Origin of the sequence: Shewanella psychrophila (assembly GCF_002005305.1) — a bacterium.
Taxonomy (GTDB): domain Bacteria; phylum Pseudomonadota; class Gammaproteobacteria; order Enterobacterales; family Shewanellaceae; genus Shewanella; species Shewanella psychrophila.
Window position 1 is genome coordinate 1,010,821 of sequence record NZ_CP014782.1, and the last position, 21,609, is coordinate 1,032,429.

A 21,609-nucleotide genomic window follows, 5' to 3' on the forward strand; every position below is an offset into this window, starting at 1 on the left:
AGTGAGATAAAGGATCTGTAAATGAGCGCTGATAAACACCTACAAAGCTGGCAAGAACGTTTCGAAATGGCAGAGGCTATGCAGCCTTTGCTTGGTAAGTTATATCGTAATCAAGGTGTCGAAGTCGTTTTATACGGTAAGCCACTACTCAATGCCTCTACCATTGAGATCATCAAGTCACACCGTCTAGTACGTCGGTTTGTTGGCTATAAACTAAGATTGCGTGAAAGCTTTCCTTTCGTAGAAGCACTAAGCAAATTGGCCGTTAAACAGTGTAAAGTTGATATAGGTAAACTGGCTATCAACTATTGGCGTGAACACGATGATGCTAGTGATATAGAAGCTTATATGAGCCGCGAGCTTGCGTCTGCTATCGATCACGAAGATACTCAAGAAGCCAGAGATGTTGTACTGTACGGCTTTGGACGTATCGGTCGTCTTCTAGCCCGTCTGTTAATAGAAAGAACGGGTGTGAGTAATAAGCTACGTCTTCGCGCTATCGTGCTGCGTGGTGGCCGTAAAGGCGATTTAGAGAAGCGTGCAAGTCTGCTCAGACGAGATTCAGTTCATGGTCCATTCAATGGCTCTGTAGAAGTCGATGAAGAGAACAACGCCATCATAGCTAACGGTACTTATATCCAAGTGATATATGCCAACTCTCCCGATGAAGTGGATTACACTCAGTACGGAATTAGCGATGCATTAGTAGTAGATAACACTGGGATCTGGAAGGATGAAGATGGACTCGGCCTTCACCTTAAGTCTAAAGGCACTGCTAAAGTTCTACTGACCGCACCAGCAAAAGGTCAGATCAAAAATATCGTTTACGGTGTAAATGAGTCAGATATTCTCTCTGAAGATAAGATAGTATCGGCGGCGAGTTGTACTACTAATGCTATTACTCCGATATTGAAAGCGATGAATGATAAGTATGGCATCACCAATGGCCATGTAGAAACCATTCACTCTTATACCAATGACCAAAATCTAATTGATAACTACCATAGTGCAGATCGTCGTGGGCGTAGTGCACCATTAAACATGGTTATCACTGAAACAGGTGCAGCTAAAGCGGTAGCTAAAGCCTTACCTGTACTTGCAGGTAAACTGACAGGCAACGCAATTCGCGTTCCTACACCTAACGTTTCTATGGCCATCATTTCTTTAAATCTGGAAAACGAAACAGATAAAGACCAGGTCAATGAATATCTACGTGAGATGTCACTGCATTCTGAACTCCAGAATCAAATCGATTTTACAGAGTCAACAGAGATAGTTTCATCAGATCTAGTTGGTTCACGTTATGCGGGTGTTGTCGATTCACACGCCACTATCGCTGACGGTAATCGTGCCATTCTTTATGTGTGGTATGACAATGAGTTTGGTTACAGCTGTCAGGTTGTTGGTGTCATGCAGAAAATGCTTGAACTTAACTACCAGTCATTACCAAACTGTTAATCAGATCTCCTAGCGATTGATTAACGCTTAATGATAAAAAAGCCTCGTTAATACGAGGCTTTTTTATTTCTACTCAATATTGCGTCCCGAGAAGAGTTTGTACTCAAAATAAAGGCACCTAAACAAAGGCACCTAGTAGGACCATTGTTTATTGGGAGGTTAATTAACGAATCAGAGTTTATTGCTTCTCAGTGTAGATATCGAAAATATCGCCTTTCTTTGCGTTTTTAAAGTTTGATATCACTAATTTTTGCAGGCTAGTATCAGGGTCAATCCAAACACCACAAATGTAATCAACCCCATGACTTTGATATCTGCGGAACTCACCATTCTTTAGCTTAGAAAGCTCAACCGTTGATTTATTCTGTGGATCTATAAGTTTAGAACCATTGATAATCACCTCAGAAGTAAAATCTGGTGTTTCTATGAAAAAAGTTGTCTCATGCTGAGGCCATACTGACTTCATCTTATGAAAAACACTCGCTGAATGGATGTTCTCTACGGTTAATTCACCTTTGTGATTGCTTGCAGTATATTCAAGAGTTGGTTTGTGCTCTTGACCTGAACCGCGCTGTTTAATATTGGCTTCACTGCTGAATATTCTCTCACCAGCGACCTTTTCCATTTCTGGAAGCATATGTCTAATCACTTGAGTCTCGGTAGTCTCAGTGTATTCGAACATATAACCGCCGATTAGGAGCTGGACCTTTTCTGCTTTTGGGTTGAACTGGCCATTATCGATGTAGATCCCATCAGCATGAGTAGTTGGTGCCGGTGGGACAGGTGGCTTAGGGCTGGGGCTACTGCCGTTACATGCAGAAAGAGCCGTAACTATGGTTAAAACAAGAAGTGGAGCCGCAATTTTTTCATTAGATCCTCTGGTCAAATAGGGTTGCTTATCAACGGGGAGGATAATAGCGGCAGGTTGAATACAAAGAGTCACTTTCACGCTTAGTGACCCTTTGTATAGTAGGCGCAATGTAAAGGAATGATTGTTTTCAGGCGGTTTTCAAAACAACATTTAAACATTGGTTTATATCTGAATGTCGAAAGAGCCACCACTTTTTTGGGAGTTAAAATGAGTATTTAACGTTGAAACCACTGTAATCAAGAACTAAATCATTACTTATCAGCTTAGATTCCACTTGTTGTTCGAACCTGCCGACAACAATAGAAGCAGCCCAGCGATTATTGAATTTATAGTCAATGCTTGACCATATGTCTTGAGAATTCAAACTTGAAGAAGCTGTGAGTCTTAAGCCAATGCTTGCAGATAGCTTATCTGTAAATTGGTATCCGACTTCAGTTGCCACTGATGGTGCGATAAAAAAGTTACTGGCCTCAGTTAAGTGCTCACCAGCGACATAGTCCATTCTCATTGATAGCAAGCTCGTAGTTAGACCTGCACCAACATCAAGCTTCCAGTTGCTGTCCGGTAACAACTCAAACATATAATCAGCAGTGGCATTCCATACACTATAAGCAGTGACTATCTCATTGCCCGCAAGATATGTCTCATTTTTAAACTTCACGTCCTCCCTATGTTCTTTCTGAGTTCTTGACTCATAAGGAGTGAATGAAAGATTCACATATTGGTTGTCAGAGATCCCAAAGGTGAAGTGAGAAGCGGCATAAGTGTTTGGTTCGTTATCGCGTCCGAAGTTATACAGATCGAACGGATTATTCACGCCATCGTTGATAAGGTTTCTTTTAGTACTTGAACCACCGATAAACAGTGAGTAACTATTACGGTAATCCGTGCTATTTCTAAGGTTGCTGTATCCAGGTCTTGGCTTTTTCTCTCGTCCAAATACATAACTAGCGTTAACTGCGAAACCATCCTTTGTCATAGAGGGGACAAACATTAAATCTGACTGATTGTAAGGATCCGTAAAATAGAGACTCGTGAGTACAGAGATAGCACCTCCAGCCATGACATCATCCATAAAATGTCTATTTGCGTGTACACGGCTAAAGCCAACGAATGCAGCTGCGCCATATGCTGGAACAGCCCAAGCATCACCGTATCTATGATGCAGGTAAGCTGCGCCTGCGAACGCGGCAGAAGTATGGCCGGACGGAAAAGAGTTCGGCTGTGTACCATCTGGTCTTATCTTTCTATACACGAATTTTAAGCCGTGGGTAATGGATGCAGAGGTTCCCAGCCCTTTAGTCAGCTGCCAAGCCCCTTCAGTATCTCCTACAGCCAGACTTCCAGCCATCGCACCAGCAGGGATAATAATCTGCATCCAGTCGCCTATTTCTGAAATAGTTCCGGTATTGGTTTGCAATATCTCGCTCTTGGCCATGACCGAGGTGCTCAATATGCTCGCTGCGGTCGCAACTGCTAGTGTGTGTTTTACAAATAGTGTCACCGGGAAATTCTCTTGGTTGAATAAGTAGACTAAATAGAAATGAATAAAGTGGGGGAGTCAGCAATGAATTGGTTTAGCTAGTATTCCCTTTTGGTCAAAATGGTTAGCCTTCAATATTATTTCTTAGCTGATCTTAGCGCTCAACTTTTAACCTTGCCTTACTAACACTGATAGTGATGGCTAGTATTTTCAGCGCTTGATACTGCAATTAGACCACTGAACAAACAGAATTCAGCTTAAATTTAACCACAATGATCGTTTTAGCATCGGTCAGTTAAAAAAGCCCATTTTTAGTAAGTTTCTTGATTGACTATCACCAGTAAATCGGTAGAATGCCATTCCGCAGTCAGGGGAAAGCTTCTTAAGAAACAACTTGCTGCAAGTAAGGTTGATAATTGATGTAAGCGACATTAGCTCAGTTGGTAGAGCGATACCTTGCCAAGGTATAGGTCATCGGTTCGAACCCGATATGTCGCTCCAATCTTACGTCTTATCAGAATAAGACGAGGCCTTACTAAGGTATAAGAGAAGGCCGCTCAAGTTTTACTGGTAAAAATTGGCGCGATGGCAGAATGGCTATGCTGCGGATTGCAAATCCGTCGATCTCGGTTCGACTCCGGGTCGCGCCTCCATATTTAGATTGTGATGAGTGTTAACTCTTGAAAGTTATAAGCTAGCTATCGAGAGACACAGTATTAACTACCGATAATACGTATCATCAAAATCAACGAGTTTGCCCGAGTGGTGGAATCGGTAGACACAAGGGATTTAAAATCCCTCGCTTAATAGGCGTGCCGGTTCAAGTCCGGCCTCGGGTACCATCATTTAAGCCCTGACAATAGTCGGGGCTTTTTTGTATCAGCATTCCAGAAATAGATTTATAATCCCGCGCTACTCTTCATAGACCACGTGCCGGTTTAAGTCCGGCCTCGGGTACCCTATCATCACAATTCGGGCAGGGCACGTGCCTTTCTGCTCTCTACTCTTATTCATTGAATTTGAAATCTACCTGAATGCCGACACGATGTAACGAATATGACAATCCTTAATAAAACAACCTGAATAATAACTTTTATTCATAATATTGATGATATTTTGTTTGTTACACCAAATGAAAACGATTTATTCTACTAATATCAAAACTCGCTTTCGATGCCAGACTCACAATGGTATAAAGAGGGTCTACAATCCCCTACATCACCTTTTTAGGAAAGACTCATGATATTTACTCAGGTTGAACTTGCTCCTGCCGATCCCATTTTAGGCCTCACCGATGCTTTTAAAGCTGATACTAGAACAGAAAAAGTAAATCTTGGTGTAGGGATTTATAAAGACGAGTCAGGTTCGACTCCAATACTAAAGTCAGTCAAACTTGCTGAAGAGAAATTACTTGCCACAGAAAAGAGCAAAAGTTATCTAGGCATTGAAGGCGTAGAGGCCTATAACCGTGTAGTGCAAGAATTGCTATTTGGTGCAGATCACGACGTCATTAAGAATAAGCGTGCATTAACGGCTCAAGCTCCTGGCGGTACTGGTTCATTAAGAGTGGCCGCAGAGTTTCTAGTTCGCAATACGGAATCAAAAACCATCTGGGTGAGTAATCCAACCTGGGCTAACCACCAAAATATTTTCAAATCAGCATCACTTAATATTGAGCAGTACCGTTATTATAAAGCTGAGACTCACGGTAAAGATTTTGATGCCATGATTGCCGACTTAAGAACGGCTAAATCTGGTGACTTAGTCCTATTACATGGCTGTTGTCATAACCCAACTGGTATAGATCTTACAGAAACTGAATGGCATATTATGGCCGAGCTCTGCGTTGAGCTTAATTTAGTGCCGTTATTCGATTTTGCCTACCAAGGTTTCGGAGCTGGAGTTGAAGAAGATGCACAAGGCTTAAGAATTGTGGCTAGCAAGGTGCCTGAACTTATCATAGCAAATTCTTTTTCTAAGAATTTTGGTCTGTATAACGAAAGAATTGGTGCCGTGACTGTCGTGGCCGAGAATCAAGCCGATGTCACAAAGGCTTTTAGTCAGGTAAAAAGCACTATCCGTGGTAACTACTCTAATCCACCGGCTCACGGTGCATTGATCGTCAGTACCATACTCGGTGATAGTGAATTAAAGACACTGTGGCAAAGCGAACTCAAAGAGATGCGTGAACGTATTGCAAAGATGCGCAGCTTATTTGTTGAGTCGCTTAAATCTGAAGGGGTTACACAAGACTTTAGCTTTATCTCTACACAGAATGGTATGTTCAGTTTCTCTGGATTAACCAAGGAGCAGGTGGCTAAACTTAAAGATGATCACGCTGTGTACATCGTGGGCTCAGGGCGCATCAGCGTAGCGGGCATGACTATTGAAAATATGCCGGTGATCTGTAAAGCCATTGCTGCAGTGCTATAACTAGCACATTAACTTTGAGTTAAGTAATTGATGATCAAAAAGGACAGCGAATGCTGTCCTTTTGTGTATCAGATTCAATAGACAGGCATTTTAAATCGCACCTGACTTCTTCTCAAAGTCTAGCTCAACCATACTGGCCAAAGCATCGGCCAGCGCCGTTCTGTCATGTAAACCCGCATGATGTTTACTCACTAACGGTCGGTAAGAGATAATGCCATCCTGATAGCTTTCTTCCGAGTGACATAAGACCTGATCCACCACTTTGAGCCCCAAGATCTGGTGACACCATTCAATTCTCTGCTGTAAAGAAAAATCCGCAGATGGCGAGGGCTCACGAGTTAGGTTATCGATTAAAATGACTTTAGCTTTCGATTCGTTAAGGGCAGAAACAAATTTCGGTAATAACAAGGGAGGCATAATACTGGTGAGGAAGCTACCAGGGCCTAATATCACTAAATCAGCCTTTCTAACGGCATAGCAAGCCTCACAGGTCGCTGCTACCATAGGCTCTAAAGACAAGGCCATGGGGTGACTTTGCATACCATCGACACTGGTTTCACCAAAGACTCGATTACCACATGCCTCGATAGCCACAAGATGTGTAGGCTCTTCAGACATAGGGATCACTTTGGTTTCTATATTGAGCAGCTGCCTAATGAGGTTAACCGCCTCTAATGGCCTGACACAAAGTTGATCTAAGGCAAGTAGAATAAGATTCCCTAGATTATGTCCACTTAATTCATTTTCCCCGGAAAACCGGTACTCAAATAACAGAGAGCCGATAGAAGGGTGGTTTGAAAGTTGAGATAAACAGTTTCTGAGATCCCCCCAAGCAATACAATCCTGCTGCTGACGTAATCGCCCCGTTGAGCCACCGTTGTCAGTTGTGGCGACAACACCTGTTAGTTTTGCGCCCAGAAATGAGAGAGACGATAACACACGTCCTAATCCATGGCCTCCGCCAACTGCGACTATGTTTTCAAATTGATTTAATTTGTTATTTTGCATCCGGGTTTTTCCTTCCTGAATACCCAATGAATATGCGTATCTTAGGGGAGCAATTATAACTGATACTATAACTTTTGTGTTGCGTTTTGTGTTGTGTTTTGTCAATTAAGATATATGACATATAATTGCCGTTGGTTTTCGAAAACAAGAGAGAAAAATGAAAACAGGTAGAATCGCCAAATTAACTGTATCCCTGACTCTAGTGATTGTCATGTTCATCCTTTTAAGGATTAATTTTATTAAAATTGACGATGCTGATAAGAGTACGCTTGGAAAATTAATTGAAAATGAACAGGCAATGAGCTTGATACCTGACTTTGGTTCTATTGCCAACGTGGCTCAAAAGAAACAGGCTTTCTTTAATTATCTGCGACCGGCGATCAGACATCAAAATGCCATCATTGCAGATGAGCGGCACTTTCTATTACAAAGTTCACAGCACCTTGAAGATGGGCTGACGCTCACCGAAGCTGAACACTTCAGAATTGAAGAAATAGCCAATAAATATCAGTACTCACCCAGAAGTATTAATGAGAAGACTCTTAGTGAACTACTGATCAGAGCCGATATCATCCCTGAATCAATGATACTGATTCAAGCCGCGAATGAAACGGGTTGGGGCAGTTCTCGTTTTGCTAAAGAGGGGCTCAACTTTTTTGGTCAATGGTGTTTCAGAAAAGGCTGTGGACTGGTGCCTCAATCACGAACAGCTGGCAAAACCCATGAAGTCGCGGTATTCGATTCTGTAGAGGATTCAGTGGCATCTTATTTGAAAAACCTCAATTCTAATGCTGCATATTCATTATTGAGATCTATTCGTGCAGATTTACGTGCACAAGACAAACTTCCCGTTGCAGATCAGTTAGTATACGGCTTAGTTAATTATTCCGAGCGACAGGAGGCATACATAGATGAACTCCTGGAGATGTTACGTCAAAACAAACAGTATTTGGTGGAGAATCATGAAGAAAGGCCTTCTGTTTAGCTGTTTACTCGTTGCTGTTACTTCGGTACAGGCAGCGCCAATATCAATACCATACCAAGGTTTTTATCAAAGGCTTAAACAAGTCAATACGGGCAATTATCCATTAATTGAGATCGCTTTTTCGGTGCCTAATAAGTCTCAATGCTTAGTGAAAGGCGGCACCATCAGCACGGAGAATGAATCCTTTCCCCTGACGATCACCAAAGATCAGAGAGTGTTCTTACCCTATGATGCTAGATTAAAGTCAGATAGAGCATTAGTTAATTTGGACATTGAAGGATCTGCGGAGAATTGCAGTATCGCAATGCAAGTAAGAGCTAAGAACACCAAGCAGAGTTATAGTCAAAAGGAGATGCTGGAACTTCAGGCTGAGATGGACACTATGCTCAGTGATATGCAGGGGTTTCCTATGCGTTATTTCAGCCAAAATATTGCCGGGATTAACTTCGAGTTTGAGCCTGGGAGTAAGACATTGGTTCGTATCGATGGTAAAGAGCAAGTTGTCACCGACAAACTTAGATTATCTCGCGAACAGATAGATAAACTCTCGGTAATAGAGTTTAACATTAAGCCCTTAGTCGTCAGCCCATGGACAAATGGTTAATGCCAATCAATATTTCTGTTCTCAAACAGATTTACAGATAATAAAAATCCCGGTCTAGACCGGGATTTTTCAATGAGCTTAGCTTGAAGTCACTATCGGTTTATGGCGTATAGGTACTCACAACATCAATTTTCTGCTCTTTAGATACTCTGCTTGCTGCATCCAAATCGATATGGCCATTATTGGCCACATCAAGGAAATCGAAAGCCGGTAAGTCAGACTCAGCAACATCACCTCTTAATGGGGCGTCGGCGTCTCTTTCCAGTGCAAGAAAGTCAAATTGATTGCGATCGACTCCCTGGGATGGCGAAGTATTCTGCATCGCGGTAAAGATTGATTCGATACGTCCAGGATGATCTGCATCCCATTGCTCCAGCATGGTCTTAACCGATGCACGTTTCAGGTTTTCCTGAGAGCCACAAAGATTGCATGGGATTATGGGAAAAGACTTAAGTTCGGCATATTCAGCGATGTCTTTTTCACGGGAATAAGCCAGTGGCCTTATCACCATGTTAGCACCATCGTCAGACAAGAGCTTAGGCGGCATGGCTTTCTGCTTACCCGCATAGAACATGTTTAGGAACATGGTCTCTATGATGTCATCTCTGTGGTGTCCTAAGGCGATTTTAGTAGCACCAATTTTCTGAGCGAAGCCATAGAGAGTGCCACGGCGTAACCGTGAACACATTGAGCAAGTCTTTTGCCCCTCAGGGATTTTAGATCTGACGATCGAATAGGTGTCCTTCTCAAGGATATGATAAGGGACATTGAGAGAATCCAGATAACGTGGCAGAACTTCTTCAGGGAAACCTGGTTGCTTCTGATCTAAATTAACTGCCACGATTTCAAATTTAATCGGCGCTCTCTGCTGAAGATTAAGCAAGATATCCAGCATGGCATAGCTGTCTTTGCCCCCTGAGAGACAACACATGACACGATCACCTTCTTCGATCATTTGGTAATCGGCAATCGCTTTGCCTACTTCACTGCGTAATTTCTTTTGCAGTTTACTCATACGGGTGATCTGTGTTTTTGAGAGATCGTCGGACATAAAAAAACGCGCCTAATTACACTTGAATTCTGGGCGCGTATTATATAGTAAAATGAATAGGTTTAGAACAATGCCTTAAACCTTACCTTGCTGTAGGTATCAGTCTGCCTCTAGGGGAGAGCGGTAACCATCGGGTTTGATTGCCAACAGATCACAATTAATACTGTCGATCACATGCTCTGCGGTATTTCCGATCAGAGCCGCCGAAAAGCCGGTACGGCCAACGGTACCTAAAATCACTAATTCCGCATCTATCTGCTGAGCGATATCCGGAATAACATCTTCAGGAAGCCCTTCTTTAACATGACAAAAATCACTGGAGATATCGAAACTGTTCGCCAGATAGCTAATTCTTTGCTCATGCTGCATTCGAATCGTTTCACCATAGGTATGGGCATCGAAATCAGGTAGCTCAATGGCAAGATTAACAGGTGTTCCAGGGTAACCGTTAACTAAGTGTACTTGTGCATCAAATTGCTTGGCCAGGGCTTTCGCATAATCGATGACCTTACCATTGAGTGCCTGATGATCATCATCTTCAGAACCCACGTTGACAGCGCAGAGTATTTTACCTGCGACGGGCCAATCATGATCTTTAACCAGTAACACAGGTACCGGCGCTTTTCGCATCAGATGCCAGTCGGTAGGCGTGAATATTACAGATTTAAGTTTATCGTGAAGATGTGTGCCTTTCACTATGATGTCAAAGTGATCGGATATAGCAAATTGAATAATGCTCTCGAAGGGACGGTTATGCCAAATTACCTCACTCTCGATTTGAACCTTATCATTAGTGTAACCAATTAGCAGTTCCTCTAACCAAGCCTTACGTTGGGTTATGACTCCCTGGCGCATCGCTTCTCGCTCATGGCCCGAAAGAATCGAGGTCATTTCATAGGAAAAATCGAAGATAGAGAGAAAAACCGTAATACTGGCGTTATTAGGAGAGGCTAGCTCGATGGCTCTGGCAAGAGCCGGTTGTACATCACTGGTTGGATCGATAACCACTAAGAGTTTCTTTAAATCCTTCATAGTCACTCCTTAATTCAGACAATGAATTAATAATGAGCTAAAGAGAACAAAATGCAATGATTTTAATCACAATTTGCCTAAATTTTTGTTAAACCATTAGTCAAATGCGGCGAAGGATGGGTAACCTTAAAGATGAATCCAGGTTACCCGATATAGATTATCTTGCGATAGCGTGATTGCCGGCTAGCTCAGACAGAGCATCGAAATTAATGATGGTGATGTACTTGCCTTTGACTTCTATTAGCTCAGCTTTTTGAAAGCGACCCAGTAAACGACTGATGGTCTCAACAGTCAGGCCTAAGTAGTTACCTATGTCACCACGAGTCATGGTTAATCTAAATTCTTTAGGTGAGAAACCACGACTGCCAAAACGATTGGCGAGATTACTGATAAAGGCCGCGAGACGCTCTTCAGCATTTTTCTTGCTCAATAAAAGTATCATCTCCTGATCACTCTGTATCTCATGGCTCATCAAGCGCATTACTTGTTGCCTTAGCTTAGGCATGGTACCTGTAAGTTCATCAAGAGTGCCATAAGGGATCTCACAAACCATTGAGGTTTCTAAGGCTTGAGCGAAACTTTGATGCTGTTGAGAGTGGATGCCATCGAACCCAATGACATCACCTGCAAGGTGGAAACCGGTGATCTGTTCGTCACCTTGCTCTGTGATAGTGAAGCTTTTAACCGTACCAGACCGAATAGCGAAAAGAGACTTTAATGGATCACCTGACTTGAAGATTTGTTCGCCTTTTTGTATTGGCTTCTTTCTTTCGATAACCTCATCGAGCTGATCGAGTTCGTTACTATTGAGAGTAAAAGGAATACATAAATCTGCCATACTACAGTCATGGCAATGAATGGCACATCCAGGCACTGACGAACGACGACTCTTACTATTATCTGTCATGGTGTTTCTCAAATGTCACAATTAGCTCTATATTAAACTAATTTAATAAACTCAGCTAGCGAAGCTGGGCGATTGCAATGTATAAAGTCTGTAAACCAAACACCACTAAGATCAAGCCACTGATCAGTCTGACAGCTCGATTCTGTACCCAGCGTCCAAACAGGTTCGCCGCCATCCCGACACTCAAGAGGGCGGGTAAGGTACCGAGCCCGAAGGCCGCCATGATCATAGCACCTTGCTGAGCAGAATTTGCAGCTACAGCCCAAGTTAAGGTGCTGTACACCAGGCCACAAGGGAGCCAGCCCCACAACATGCCACCGACAAACGCCTGGGGCATGGTTTGAATAGGCAAGATACGTTTAGCTAGAGGGGAGAGGAAGCGCCAGAGATACTTACCAACACGTTCTATTTGCACCACACCGGACCAAATTTTAGCGATGTAGAGACCCGTGGCGATCATCATTAAGCCAGCTATCACTCTTAAGGTGATAAGATAAAGGTCGATATCAAAGAGTAGAGCTAATGCGCTGGCAGAGCCACCCACTAAAGCGCCAGCCAAAGAGTAACTCAATATACGACCTAAGTTATAACTAAGCAGGAAGCGCAGCTGTGAAACAAACTGATTTTCATTTTTCGACTTAGGTAACTGAGATGAGAAAGCGCCGATTAACCCTCCGCACATGCCAATACAGTGACCCGCTCCCATCAAACCGACAAGGAAGGCGCCAGTGACGTTGTAATCAATCAAGAGGGGGTCGAGTCTTTAGTCTCACTATGTTTAGTCTCGGTATTTACAGGCTTGTCATCGTCGAAGAGTATCGATACGCTCTGCCTATCGAGATCATCAAATTGTTCAGATTTTACCGCCCAGAAAAAAATGCCGATTCCGATCAAAACAAACAACATGGCGATAGGGATTAATACATAGATAATACTCATAAACGAACCTTCAATAATCTAAGACTGTTGCCCACAACGATAAGCGAACTTGCGGACATACCAAGGGCGGCAACATAGGGTAATACATGTCCTGTAACGGCTAAAGGGATTATAAACAGGTTATAACCCAGCGCCCAGAATAAATTTTGTTTGATAATTTTTTCAGTTAACTTAGCCACATTGACGGCATCGGTGTAACGGGAGAGCTTATCGCCTAATAAAATAAGATCTGCAGAGCTTTTAGTTACCGCGGCGCCACTGCCCATAGCAATGGAAAGATTAGCCCCGGCAAGCACGGGGGCATCATTGATACCATCGCCGAACATGGCGACATTGGACTGGGTCTGATACCGACGAACCAGTTGTAACTTGCCTTCTGGGCTTAGGCCCTTGTTAACATCTTCGATGCCAATTTTATTTGCCACCTCTTCCACATGATTGGAGGTATCTCCACTGGCAATGGACACAAGACAACCAATCTTTTTTAGCTGTTTAACGGTATCGCCAGCATCGCTTCGAATAGTATCTACTAAGGAAAATTGAGCTAAAACCTGTGATTCATTGGCCAGAAAGATAGCTTGCTCAGTATTGTCTGTGATATCAGTGACTCCAACAAATGTGGCGCTACCGATCCGATATACCTGTCCCAGGATCTCACCACTCAAACCTTGTCCGATATGGTTTTGACTCTTCTCTACACTTAATTTCGGATCACGATAAGGCTCAAATGCCCTTGCAATTGGATGCAATGAACTCGCCTCCAAACAGGCGGCGATGGCGAGTACCTGAGCCTCATCCGTGCCTGCAATCATCTTTGTGGATTCAATCTTTAGATTACCGCAGGTGAGGGTACCAGTCTTATCGAATACTACATGGCGGATCTGTGTTAGCTTTTCAAATACCCCGGGGGTTCTTGCTATCACCCCAATTCGAGTAAAAATACCCGTCGCACAGGTCACTGCTGTAGGAGTCGCTAAAGCCAGGGCGCAGGGGCAGGTGGCAACCAGCACCGACAAGGTGACCCAAAAAGCATCTTCAGGCCAGTAAATTTTCCACACAACATAGGTCAGTGCCGCTACTACTAAGATAGTCCAGGTAAAATAGTTAGAGATGCTGTCCACATAAAGTGCAACTCTGGGCTTATTGTTAGATGCCGACTCCTGCAGGCGAATAATTTCGGCAACCAGTTGCTCCTGGCCGACTGCAGTCACTTCGACCCTGATAGGTTGTTCTATATTGATTGTACCCGCGTAAACATCACAGCTTATAGTCTTACAAACTGGCATCTGCTCACCGGTTAACATGGCCTCATTAAGACTCGAAGTACCATCAACAATATGACCATCGGCAGCCACCACTTCACCGGGCTTCACCAAGATAATGTCGCCAACCTTAAGCCCTTTGGCGGGGGTTTCCTTGGCACCGTTATCTGTTATCAAGTGCGCGGTTAATGCCACGAGTTTGTGCAAGTTACTCGAGCTTACCGAGGCTTTCTGGCGCGCATTCTGTTCAAAGTAGCGTCCTAGCAGCAAGAAGAAGGTGAACATACTCACGGACTCGAAATACACCTCACCGTTACCGTTAATGGTCGCGATACAGCTGGCAATATATGCCCCTAATATGGCGATTGAAACTGATACGTCCATATTGAGTCTGCCGCTAAACATGGAGCGGATAGCGCTGAAATAGAAGGGCTGCGCCGAGTAGAAGACCACAGGAGCGGCAAAGATAAGGCTTACCCAACGGAAATAATCACGAAACTCGACTTCTAGATCAGTGAAGTAACCCGCATAGAGGGCGAGGGCGAACATCATGACCTGCATGGTGGCAAAACCCGCAAGGCCGAGCCTTAACAGGAACTTACGGCTATTTTGTTTACTCAGTAACTCTTGCTCGTCAACTTGATAGGGCGCCGCTTGATAGCCGATGGCGCTGATTTGATTGAGTATGGCGCTGAGTTTTATTTGTTCTGGTAACCAAGTAACTAGGGCACGTTCAGTTGTGCTATTAACTTGGATCTTAACGATACCAGTTACGTGCTTAAGCTTGTGCTCGATAAGCCAGGCACAGGCGGCGCAGGTAATGCCGTCTATTGATAAAGATACCGTTGAGGTATCGCTGTCCTGATGGACAAAATCTTCTTGGACTTCGGCAAGATCGAATGCGGAGAAGGTGCAGAGTTCTTCTGGGACTAAGGCTGTTTGCTTGCTGCCAGGTTCGGTACGGAATTTATAGTAGTTAGTCAGACCCGCATCTATGATCGCCTTAGAGACGGCCTGACACCCGGGACAACACATAGGCTGTTCTTTATCATTAATGCAGGTCGTGAATTGTGTATCCGTTAATACCGGCTCTCCACAATGGAAACAATCGAGGGGCTTCATAATCGGTGTCATTAACCTGCTTCAATGTAAAATCATCAAGTCTTATACAATCAAAGGACTTGGAGCTTAGCTTAAACTTTATGCTTACTAATTCAAATAAACCGGCGTTTGCCGGTTCATTTTATAACGCTTGATACCAATCTAGTTTAGCCAGTATTGACCGTCATCGGTTATTTCCAAGCGTTTCTGAATACGCCATTTACGGTCATAACCGTCTAGCCTGACTTCCCAACTGCCAGTGATCGGTCCGTCGAGTGCAATCCGATAAACTTGATTGCCATCGGCGGTCACAACTTGGGTAAAGTCCCGAGCCTTGATAGTCGGGTGAAAGAACTCAACATTCAATGCAGCCAGGTAGGGTTCACCACCATGCTGACTAATAGTCAAGGTGTTGTGATCCACTAGCATCTCAAACTGTAGTCCGAGTTGCTTAGCATACTTGATTTTCTTCAGATCCATATTGATGCGTTTACCATCTTTATAATAATCTTCAGACACCAAGGAATCTTTGTTGTCTATGGCAAGGTAGAGCAAATTTATGCTCGCCACGACGGCACAGAGGGGTAAAATAATTAAAAACCAAGGCCAGAACTGCTTATACCAGGCTTGTTGCTTGTTCATCTGTCATACCTATTAAAATAATTAGGAACATTTTACCGTGAAAGGTGTGATATAGCACTCTAAAAAAAAGGCCCCGATGAGATCGAGGCCTTTATGTTACTTAGATGTAACTACTTGTTTGATAAGCTATAAACATAAGCTGTGATAACGTGAACTTTCTCTTCGCCCAACACATCTTTCCAAGCAGGCATCACACCACTACGACCATTCTTAATGGTCTCTTGGATGACACCACGGCTTCCGCCGTAGAGCCACATGTTGTTAGCAAGATTAGGTGCCCCCATCATCTTATTACCGGTACCATCCATGCCATGACAGGCGAAACAGCCCTTCATGAATGAACCTTGGCCCTGAGCCGCAAGCGCCTCATCGTGCTCACGACCCGATAACTTAACTACGTATTCAGCTAAACCTTTAATTTCGCTGTCTTCGATAGGTAAGCCACCTTTTGGTGGCATCATGCCGTGACGACCGTTCATGATGGTAGTCTTAATAGTGGCTAACTCACCACCATATAACCAATCACCGTCAGTGAGGTTAGGGAAGCCTTTACTGCCGCGAGCATCACTACCGTGACACTGGGAACAGTTCTGTAAGAACAAACGACCACCAACTTTCAGTGCTTCTTCGTTCTTAACTAGTTCATCCAGAGGTGTATCGGCGTATGCTTTGAAGATAGGGCCATATTTCTCATCGGCACGCATCACTTCTTGGTCATACTGAACCCAGCGACCTTCTTCTTTAGCCAACTCAATCGCAGCTTCAGAGTCGGCCTTAATGCCGTTCACTGTACCTATGCTTTGATTAGAGCTACTCCAGCCAAGGAAACCTTTGAAGTTACCTAGACCAGGATAAAGAGCCAAGTAAATCAGGGCAAAGACGATAGAGATATAGAACATATAACTCCACCATTTTGGCAGTGGGTTATTGAGTTCTTCAATACCGTCAAAGGTATGGCCCATTGACTTGCCTTCTTCAACACCTGTGTAGTTTTTAGAGACGGCTCTTAATAAAAAGAAACAGCCTGCGATCACAACTAATGTCAGCACTGTGATCCAAATACTCCAGAAAGTACTCATCACTTATGATCTCCTGGCTTTGTGTTCGTCTCATCTTCAAACACAAGATTAGCCGCTTCGTCGAATTGATCCTTACGACGCGAGCTATAAGCCCATGCAAATATACCCAGGAAGGTAAACATCACAACGATCGTGATTATGCCTTGTATAATTCCGTAATCCATATCATACCTCCTATTATTTCAGTGCATGTCCTAGGGACTGCAGATAGGCGATCAGTGCTTGCATCTCAGTCTTACCTTCGACAGCAGCTTTTGCTCCAGCTAACTCCTCATCGGTATAAAGGTCATTACCCTTATAGCCACCTTTGTGGAAGTTGAGTAGAATTTCCATCTTCTTTCTGGTCAATTCGCCATCTAGCTTATTCTCGGCTAACCAAGGGAAACCAGGCATATTTGACTGAGGTACCACGGCGCGAGGATCAATCAAGTGAACTTCGTGCCACTTATCGCTGTAACGACCGCCAACACGGGCAAGATCTGGTCCAGTACGCTTAGAGCCCCACTGGAAAGGATGATCCCATACAGACTCGCCGGCAACCGAGTAGTGACCATAACGTTCGGTCTCGGCACGCAGTGGTCGGATCATCTGGCTGTGACAGTTATAACAACCTTCACGAACATAGATATCTCGACCTTCGATCTGCAAGGCTGTGTAAGGAATCAAACCATCAACAGGCTCGGTAGTGTCTTTCTGAAACAGCAGGGGAGTTATCTGAACCAAACCACCAAAACTAATGGCGATAACGGTGAAGATACCTAACAGACCGATGTTTTTCTCGACTAACTCATGATTAAATTTCATCTGATCTACCCCTTATGCTTCTGCTAATGCAGGTAAGGATTCTTTAGGCGCTCTTACTGTCTTAATCACGTTGAATGCCATAATGAACATACCCGTCAAGAAGAAACAGCCACCGAGGAATCGGACAAAGTAGAATGGGTATGAGGCTTCAATACTCTCAACAAAGCTATAAGTCAGAGTACCGTCAGCATTAACTGCACGCCACATCAGGCCCTGCATCACACCAGATATCCACATAGATACGATGTACAACACAGTACCAATAGTCGCTAACCAGAAATGAACGTTTACTAGGTTAGTGCTATACATGCGACCGTGTCCGAATAGAACAGGGATCAGATGGTAAAGCGAACCAATTGAAACCATAGCAACCCAACCTAGCGCACCAGAATGAACGTGGCCAATGGTCCAGTCAGTATAGTGAGATAGTGCGTTAACGGTTTTGATTGCCATCATTGGGCCTTCGAAGGTAGACATACCATAGAAAGACAATGAAACAACAAGAAAACGTAAAACAGGATCGGTTCTCAATTTATGCCAAGCACCGGATAATGTCATGATACCGTTAATCATACCGCCCCATGAAGGTGCAAATAGGATCAATGACATTGCCATACCCAGAGATTGTGTCCAATCTGGAAGTGCCGTGTAATGTAGGTGGTGAGGACCAGCCCAGATGTACAGTGCAATCAGTGCCCAGAAGTGAACAATTGACAGACGGTATGAGTAAACAGGACGGCCCGCTTGCTTAGGGACAAAATAGTACATCATGCCCAAGAAGCCAGCAGTCAGTAGGAAGCCAACCGCGTTATGACCATACCACCACTGGACCATGGCATCTACGGCACCAGAATAGATGGAGTATGACTTCCATAAACTTACAGGGACCGCCATAGAGTTAACTATGTGTAATACGGCTACCGTAATAATAAATGCGCCAAAGAACCAGTTTGCCACATAGATATGTGAGGTGGTTCGTTTGACAATTGTTCCGAAGAAAACGGCGCCGTATGATACCCAGACTAAGGTGATGAGGATATCAATAGGCCATTCAAGTTCAGCGTACTCTTTACCACTGGTGATACCTAGGGGTAGTGTGATTACTGCTGATAGAATGACGGCTTGCCAACCCCAGAACGTAAATGCGGCTAACTTAGGTGCAAATAACTTGGTTTGACAGGTTCGTTGAACGATATAGTAGGATGTTGCGAAAAGTGCTGAAGTACCAAACGCGAATATCACGGCATTAGTATGCAGTGGTCGAAGACGACTGTATGTTAACCATGGAGTATCGAAGTTTAGTTGTGGCCAGATTAGCTGTGCCGCGATCAATACACCGACAGACATACCAACGATTCCCCACAACACAGTCGTGAGGGCAAATTGGCGGACTACGGTGTAATTGTAATCAGCGCCTTGAGGCTGGGAATGGTTCATCATTTTGCTTCCACTGCTTATTACTTATACTTATAGTTTGAGTAAATTGTGACTTTACCCGTTAAAAAAGACACAAATACCGATTTCCTACGGAATAACGGAAGATGTGTCAACGTGTATCCTTGCGATAATTGTATTATTAACAAGGTTTCACAATGATACTTGAGCCATGTCAAAAAAGATAGGAATTGTGCGGGGTGAAATGTTGATCTAGATCAACCTACACAATAGAATGTAACTACTTTTTATATAAAGGTTAATTTTTGTGCTGCGCATTAACTTATCCGCTAAACTAAGCCTCTACAAACCACTGATTTTGGCATTTGTATGCTCCGCTTGCTCGCCTCAACAGCAAGCTGAAACCGCCTTAAACACCCAAATTTTAGTCGAAGACATTAGCCTATGTAACTTTAGTCAGGCTTCTTGTGACAAACAAGTTGCAGGGATCGATTTATCACTTTTGATTACCCCCTTTAACACCCCCAGCGAAAAGCCACTAACCATAGAGCTGGTAAGCTCTGAGGCTATTAGTGACATCAATATGAGGATAGAAGGAAGAGACATGTTTATGGGGGTTATCCCTGTGAATTTGTCTAAACTTAATGAAAATCAATATAATGGTCAGCTTATATTTGGCTCTTGTAGTAGTAACTATATGGTTTGGCGTGCATTTGTAACTTTCACAAAAAATGGCGCACCCCATGTCGCCATTTTTGACTTTCTTGCCGATAGTGGTGAATAGATAACTTTCTTTTAATTCGCCGTAATATCTAATTCCGCATTTTGGTCGCTATATTCTTCTTTAACTTGGGTGAAGGCATCTATGTTGTCGATAAAGACTTTGAGTAATTCAGGATCGAAATGATTACCAGAACCTTCTTTCATAACCTTCATCACTTCTTCGATAGGCCAAGCAGGTTTATAGCAACGGGCGTGAGAAAGAGCATCGAACACATCGGCAATAGCCACGATGCGCGCGAACACATGAATTTCAGTGCCCTTCAAGCCCGAAGGGTATCCAGACCCATCATATTTTTCATGATGCTGTAAAGCGATAGTGCTAGCTGCCTTAAGAATGGGGCGTTCTGAGTTGGCGAGTATTTGATAACCAATAGCTGGATGTTGGCGCATGATCTCCCACTCCTCGGCATCGAGCTTACCGGGTTTTAATAACACGGCGTCGGGGGTCGCAATCTTGCCAATATCATGCATAGGGGAGGCGTGTTTGATAAGATCAGCTTCGTGAACTTCCATACCAGAGAGCAGGGCCAGCTTATAGCAATATTCAGCCATTCGTTTAACATGATAAGCCGCTTCTTTCGAGCGACTCTCCACCACATCTCCTAAGCGTAATATCAACTCTGACTGTGTGTCTTCTAATTCTTTATTTAACAACAAATTCTCAAAGGCCACACCCACATTGATAGCAAATATGTCGACTAACTGCTTATCAAGATCGTCTATCTTACTGATCCCGTCCATATAGAGCAGATTAATCCAACCACTCTTAGCCGGAAAGTAACCAACAAAACAGTCTTCCTCATATAGACAGCGTTTCTCTTTTAACGCTTCTTCCAATAAAGATTTGATATGTTCTGGTACAGGCTTGTTGTGATGACTGGAGAACTGACCCGTTCCAGCAAGTATATGCATGGCATCGGTATTAACATCTTCACTCATTGCGTCAATAGCATTACAAGATAACAACAAGGTCTCGGTGTCTAAATTGAGTAAATTAGCGACCTGAGTTAACAAACCATCGGCAAAATTATGTAGGGTACGCAGTTCAAACAGTCCAGATGTAGCCTGAAGAACACGCTCTAAACCTTTGCGGTGTTTAACTTGGTTGGCTCTTGCTGCTTCAATTTCTATGATGTCACGATATGATCGCAGGGCAGAGTAGACACTGGTAACCAGTTTACGGGAATCTAGCTCAGCTTTGGCCTTATAATCATTGATATCATAATTGACTATGACATCTTCTTCAGGTGCTTGGCCGGGTTGACCTGTCCTCAAGATTAGCCGGATTGCTGTATTTTTAAGATCCTCACGTATCCATTTAACCAGCTCCAAACCCGCATGATCACTTTCCATCACCACATCGACAAATGCCATGGCCACATTTTTCTCGTTAGAGAGTATCTGTTTAGCCTCTTCACCACTGTATGCATTAATAAACTCCAGTGAACGACCATCGAGCTTGAATCTTGATAGCGCTAACTTTGTTACCGTGTGAACATCTGGCTCATCATCGACAATGAGGATCCGCCACGCGGGACCCGACGCAACTTCTTGCGTCTTCTTCTTGCCTGAAAAGAGGGGGCTCTTCTTTGCTATATCGATCAGCATTAGACAACCTCAATAATGTTAAAAAACTTTCATCCCTATACATTGAGTGTAGATCAATGTTTAGAACAGTGGATACCTGACGAAAAAAAACTCAAGTTTGTTTATTCCTTACTTATATAGACCTTAAAATCATGTCTGCTATTACTGACTCTTGCTTTAATTGC

Annotated in this window: 20 protein-coding genes and 3 tRNA genes; 8 read left to right on the forward strand and 15 right to left on the reverse strand. The window is 43.5% G+C overall.

Going from position 1 to position 21,609, the window contains the following annotated elements; all coding sequences use genetic code 11:
• Nucleotides 1-21 precede the first annotated feature (21 nt).
• Entirely contained in the window at nt 22-1,458 is a 1,437-nt protein-coding gene (locus sps_RS04460) for a glyceraldehyde-3-phosphate dehydrogenase (RefSeq protein ID WP_077751428.1), read from the forward strand.
• Between the two features lie 178 nt (nt 1,459-1,636).
• Here the strand turns inward: sps_RS04460 and sps_RS04465 are convergent, their stop codons facing one another.
• The gene (locus sps_RS04465; protein WP_077751429.1) at nt 1,637-2,407 is read right to left on the reverse strand and encodes a hypothetical protein; all 771 of its coding nucleotides are present in this window, start codon (nt 2,405-2,407) and stop codon (nt 1,637-1,639) included.
• 124 nt (nt 2,408-2,531) lie between these two features.
• Nucleotides 2,532-3,833, reverse strand: coding sequence for a phosphatase PAP2 family protein (locus sps_RS04470; protein ID WP_149027215.1), 1,302 nt, complete (start codon nt 3,831-3,833; stop codon nt 2,532-2,534).
• A gap of 404 nt (nt 3,834-4,237) precedes the next feature.
• Between sps_RS04470 and sps_RS04475 the strand changes: the two genes are divergently transcribed.
• From sps_RS04475 to sps_RS04490, 4 genes are all read left to right on the forward strand, one after another.
• Nucleotides 4,238-4,313, forward strand: a tRNA-Gly gene (locus sps_RS04475).
• A 78-nt stretch (nt 4,314-4,391) separates the two neighbouring features.
• A tRNA-Cys gene (locus sps_RS04480) sits at nt 4,392-4,465 on the forward strand.
• A 103-nt stretch (nt 4,466-4,568) separates the two neighbouring features.
• A tRNA-Leu gene (locus sps_RS04485) sits at nt 4,569-4,654 on the forward strand.
• A gap of 397 nt (nt 4,655-5,051) precedes the next feature.
• Complete coding sequence (locus tag sps_RS04490; RefSeq protein WP_077751430.1) at nt 5,052-6,245, forward strand: amino acid aminotransferase; 1,194 nt, start codon at nt 5,052-5,054, stop codon at nt 6,243-6,245.
• Between the two features lie 90 nt (nt 6,246-6,335).
• Here the strand turns inward: sps_RS04490 and yvcK are convergent, their stop codons facing one another.
• On the reverse strand, nt 6,336-7,253 hold the full coding sequence (yvcK, locus tag sps_RS04495; RefSeq protein ID WP_077751431.1) for a uridine diphosphate-N-acetylglucosamine-binding protein YvcK: 918 nt from the start codon (nt 7,251-7,253) through the stop codon (nt 6,336-6,338).
• 157 nt (nt 7,254-7,410) lie between these two features.
• Between yvcK and sps_RS04500 the strand changes: the two genes are divergently transcribed.
• On the forward strand, nt 7,411-8,238 hold the full coding sequence (locus sps_RS04500) for a glucosaminidase domain-containing protein (RefSeq protein WP_077751432.1): 828 nt from the start codon (nt 7,411-7,413) through the stop codon (nt 8,236-8,238).
• Complete coding sequence (locus sps_RS04505) at nt 8,216-8,842, forward strand: DUF2987 domain-containing protein (RefSeq protein WP_077751433.1); 627 nt, start codon at nt 8,216-8,218, stop codon at nt 8,840-8,842. Before sps_RS04500 ends, sps_RS04505 begins: the two co-directional genes overlap by 23 nt.
• A 100-nt stretch (nt 8,843-8,942) precedes the next feature.
• Here sps_RS04505 and ttcA read toward each other — a convergent pair whose 3' ends face one another.
• From ttcA to ccoN, 11 genes are all read right to left on the reverse strand, one after another.
• Nucleotides 8,943-9,893 carry a tRNA 2-thiocytidine(32) synthetase TtcA gene (gene ttcA, locus sps_RS04510; RefSeq protein WP_077751434.1) on the reverse strand — a complete coding sequence of 317 codons (951 nt, stop codon included), beginning with the start codon at nt 9,891-9,893 and terminating at the stop codon, nt 8,943-8,945.
• A 99-nt stretch (nt 9,894-9,992) separates the two neighbouring features.
• Entirely contained in the window at nt 9,993-10,925 is a 933-nt protein-coding gene (gene uspE, locus sps_RS04515; RefSeq protein WP_077751435.1) for a universal stress protein UspE, read from the reverse strand.
• Between the two features lie 157 nt (nt 10,926-11,082).
• Entirely contained in the window at nt 11,083-11,832 is a 750-nt protein-coding gene (etrA, locus tag sps_RS04520) for an electron transport transcriptional regulator EtrA (protein ID WP_077751436.1), read from the reverse strand.
• Nucleotides 11,833-11,887: 55 nt separating this feature from the next.
• On the reverse strand, nt 11,888-12,580 hold the full coding sequence (locus sps_RS04525) for a sulfite exporter TauE/SafE family protein (protein WP_077751437.1): 693 nt from the start codon (nt 12,578-12,580) through the stop codon (nt 11,888-11,890).
• Nucleotides 12,577-12,771 (reverse strand): cbb3-type cytochrome oxidase assembly protein CcoS, encoded by a 195-nt coding sequence (gene ccoS, locus sps_RS04530; protein WP_077751438.1) that lies wholly within the window; start codon nt 12,769-12,771, stop codon nt 12,577-12,579. The genes sps_RS04525 and ccoS overlap by 4 nt, the downstream gene beginning before the upstream one ends.
• On the reverse strand, nt 12,768-15,155 hold the full coding sequence (locus tag sps_RS04535) for a heavy metal translocating P-type ATPase (protein WP_077751439.1): 2,388 nt from the start codon (nt 15,153-15,155) through the stop codon (nt 12,768-12,770). The genes ccoS and sps_RS04535 overlap by 4 nt, the downstream gene beginning before the upstream one ends.
• Before the next feature lie 141 nt (nt 15,156-15,296).
• Complete coding sequence (locus sps_RS04540; protein ID WP_077751440.1) at nt 15,297-15,776, reverse strand: FixH family protein; 480 nt, start codon at nt 15,774-15,776, stop codon at nt 15,297-15,299.
• A 110-nt stretch (nt 15,777-15,886) separates the two neighbouring features.
• Nucleotides 15,887-16,855 carry a cytochrome-c oxidase, cbb3-type subunit III gene (gene ccoP, locus sps_RS04545; protein ID WP_077751441.1) on the reverse strand — a complete coding sequence of 323 codons (969 nt, stop codon included), beginning with the start codon at nt 16,853-16,855 and terminating at the stop codon, nt 15,887-15,889.
• Nucleotides 16,855-17,019: a cbb3-type cytochrome oxidase subunit 3 gene (locus sps_RS04550; RefSeq protein WP_077751442.1), complete on the reverse strand. Its 165-nt coding sequence runs from the start codon at nt 17,017-17,019 to the stop codon at nt 16,855-16,857. The genes ccoP and sps_RS04550 overlap by 1 nt, the downstream gene beginning before the upstream one ends.
• Nucleotides 17,020-17,032: 13 nt before the next feature.
• The gene (ccoO, locus tag sps_RS04555) at nt 17,033-17,659 is read right to left on the reverse strand and encodes a cytochrome-c oxidase, cbb3-type subunit II (protein WP_077751443.1); all 627 of its coding nucleotides are present in this window, start codon (nt 17,657-17,659) and stop codon (nt 17,033-17,035) included.
• Between the two features lie 12 nt (nt 17,660-17,671).
• Nucleotides 17,672-19,099: a cytochrome-c oxidase, cbb3-type subunit I gene (gene ccoN / locus sps_RS04560; protein WP_077751444.1), complete on the reverse strand. Its 1,428-nt coding sequence runs from the start codon at nt 19,097-19,099 to the stop codon at nt 17,672-17,674.
• 262 nt (nt 19,100-19,361) lie between these two features.
• Between ccoN and sps_RS04565 the strand changes: the two genes are divergently transcribed.
• Nucleotides 19,362-19,838: a hypothetical protein gene (locus sps_RS04565; RefSeq protein WP_077751445.1), complete on the forward strand. Its 477-nt coding sequence runs from the start codon at nt 19,362-19,364 to the stop codon at nt 19,836-19,838.
• Between the two features lie 11 nt (nt 19,839-19,849).
• Here sps_RS04565 and sps_RS04570 read toward each other — a convergent pair whose 3' ends face one another.
• Nucleotides 19,850-21,445 carry a DUF3369 domain-containing protein gene (locus sps_RS04570; RefSeq protein ID WP_077751446.1) on the reverse strand — a complete coding sequence of 532 codons (1,596 nt, stop codon included), beginning with the start codon at nt 21,443-21,445 and terminating at the stop codon, nt 19,850-19,852.
• Nucleotides 21,446-21,609 lie beyond the last annotated feature (164 nt).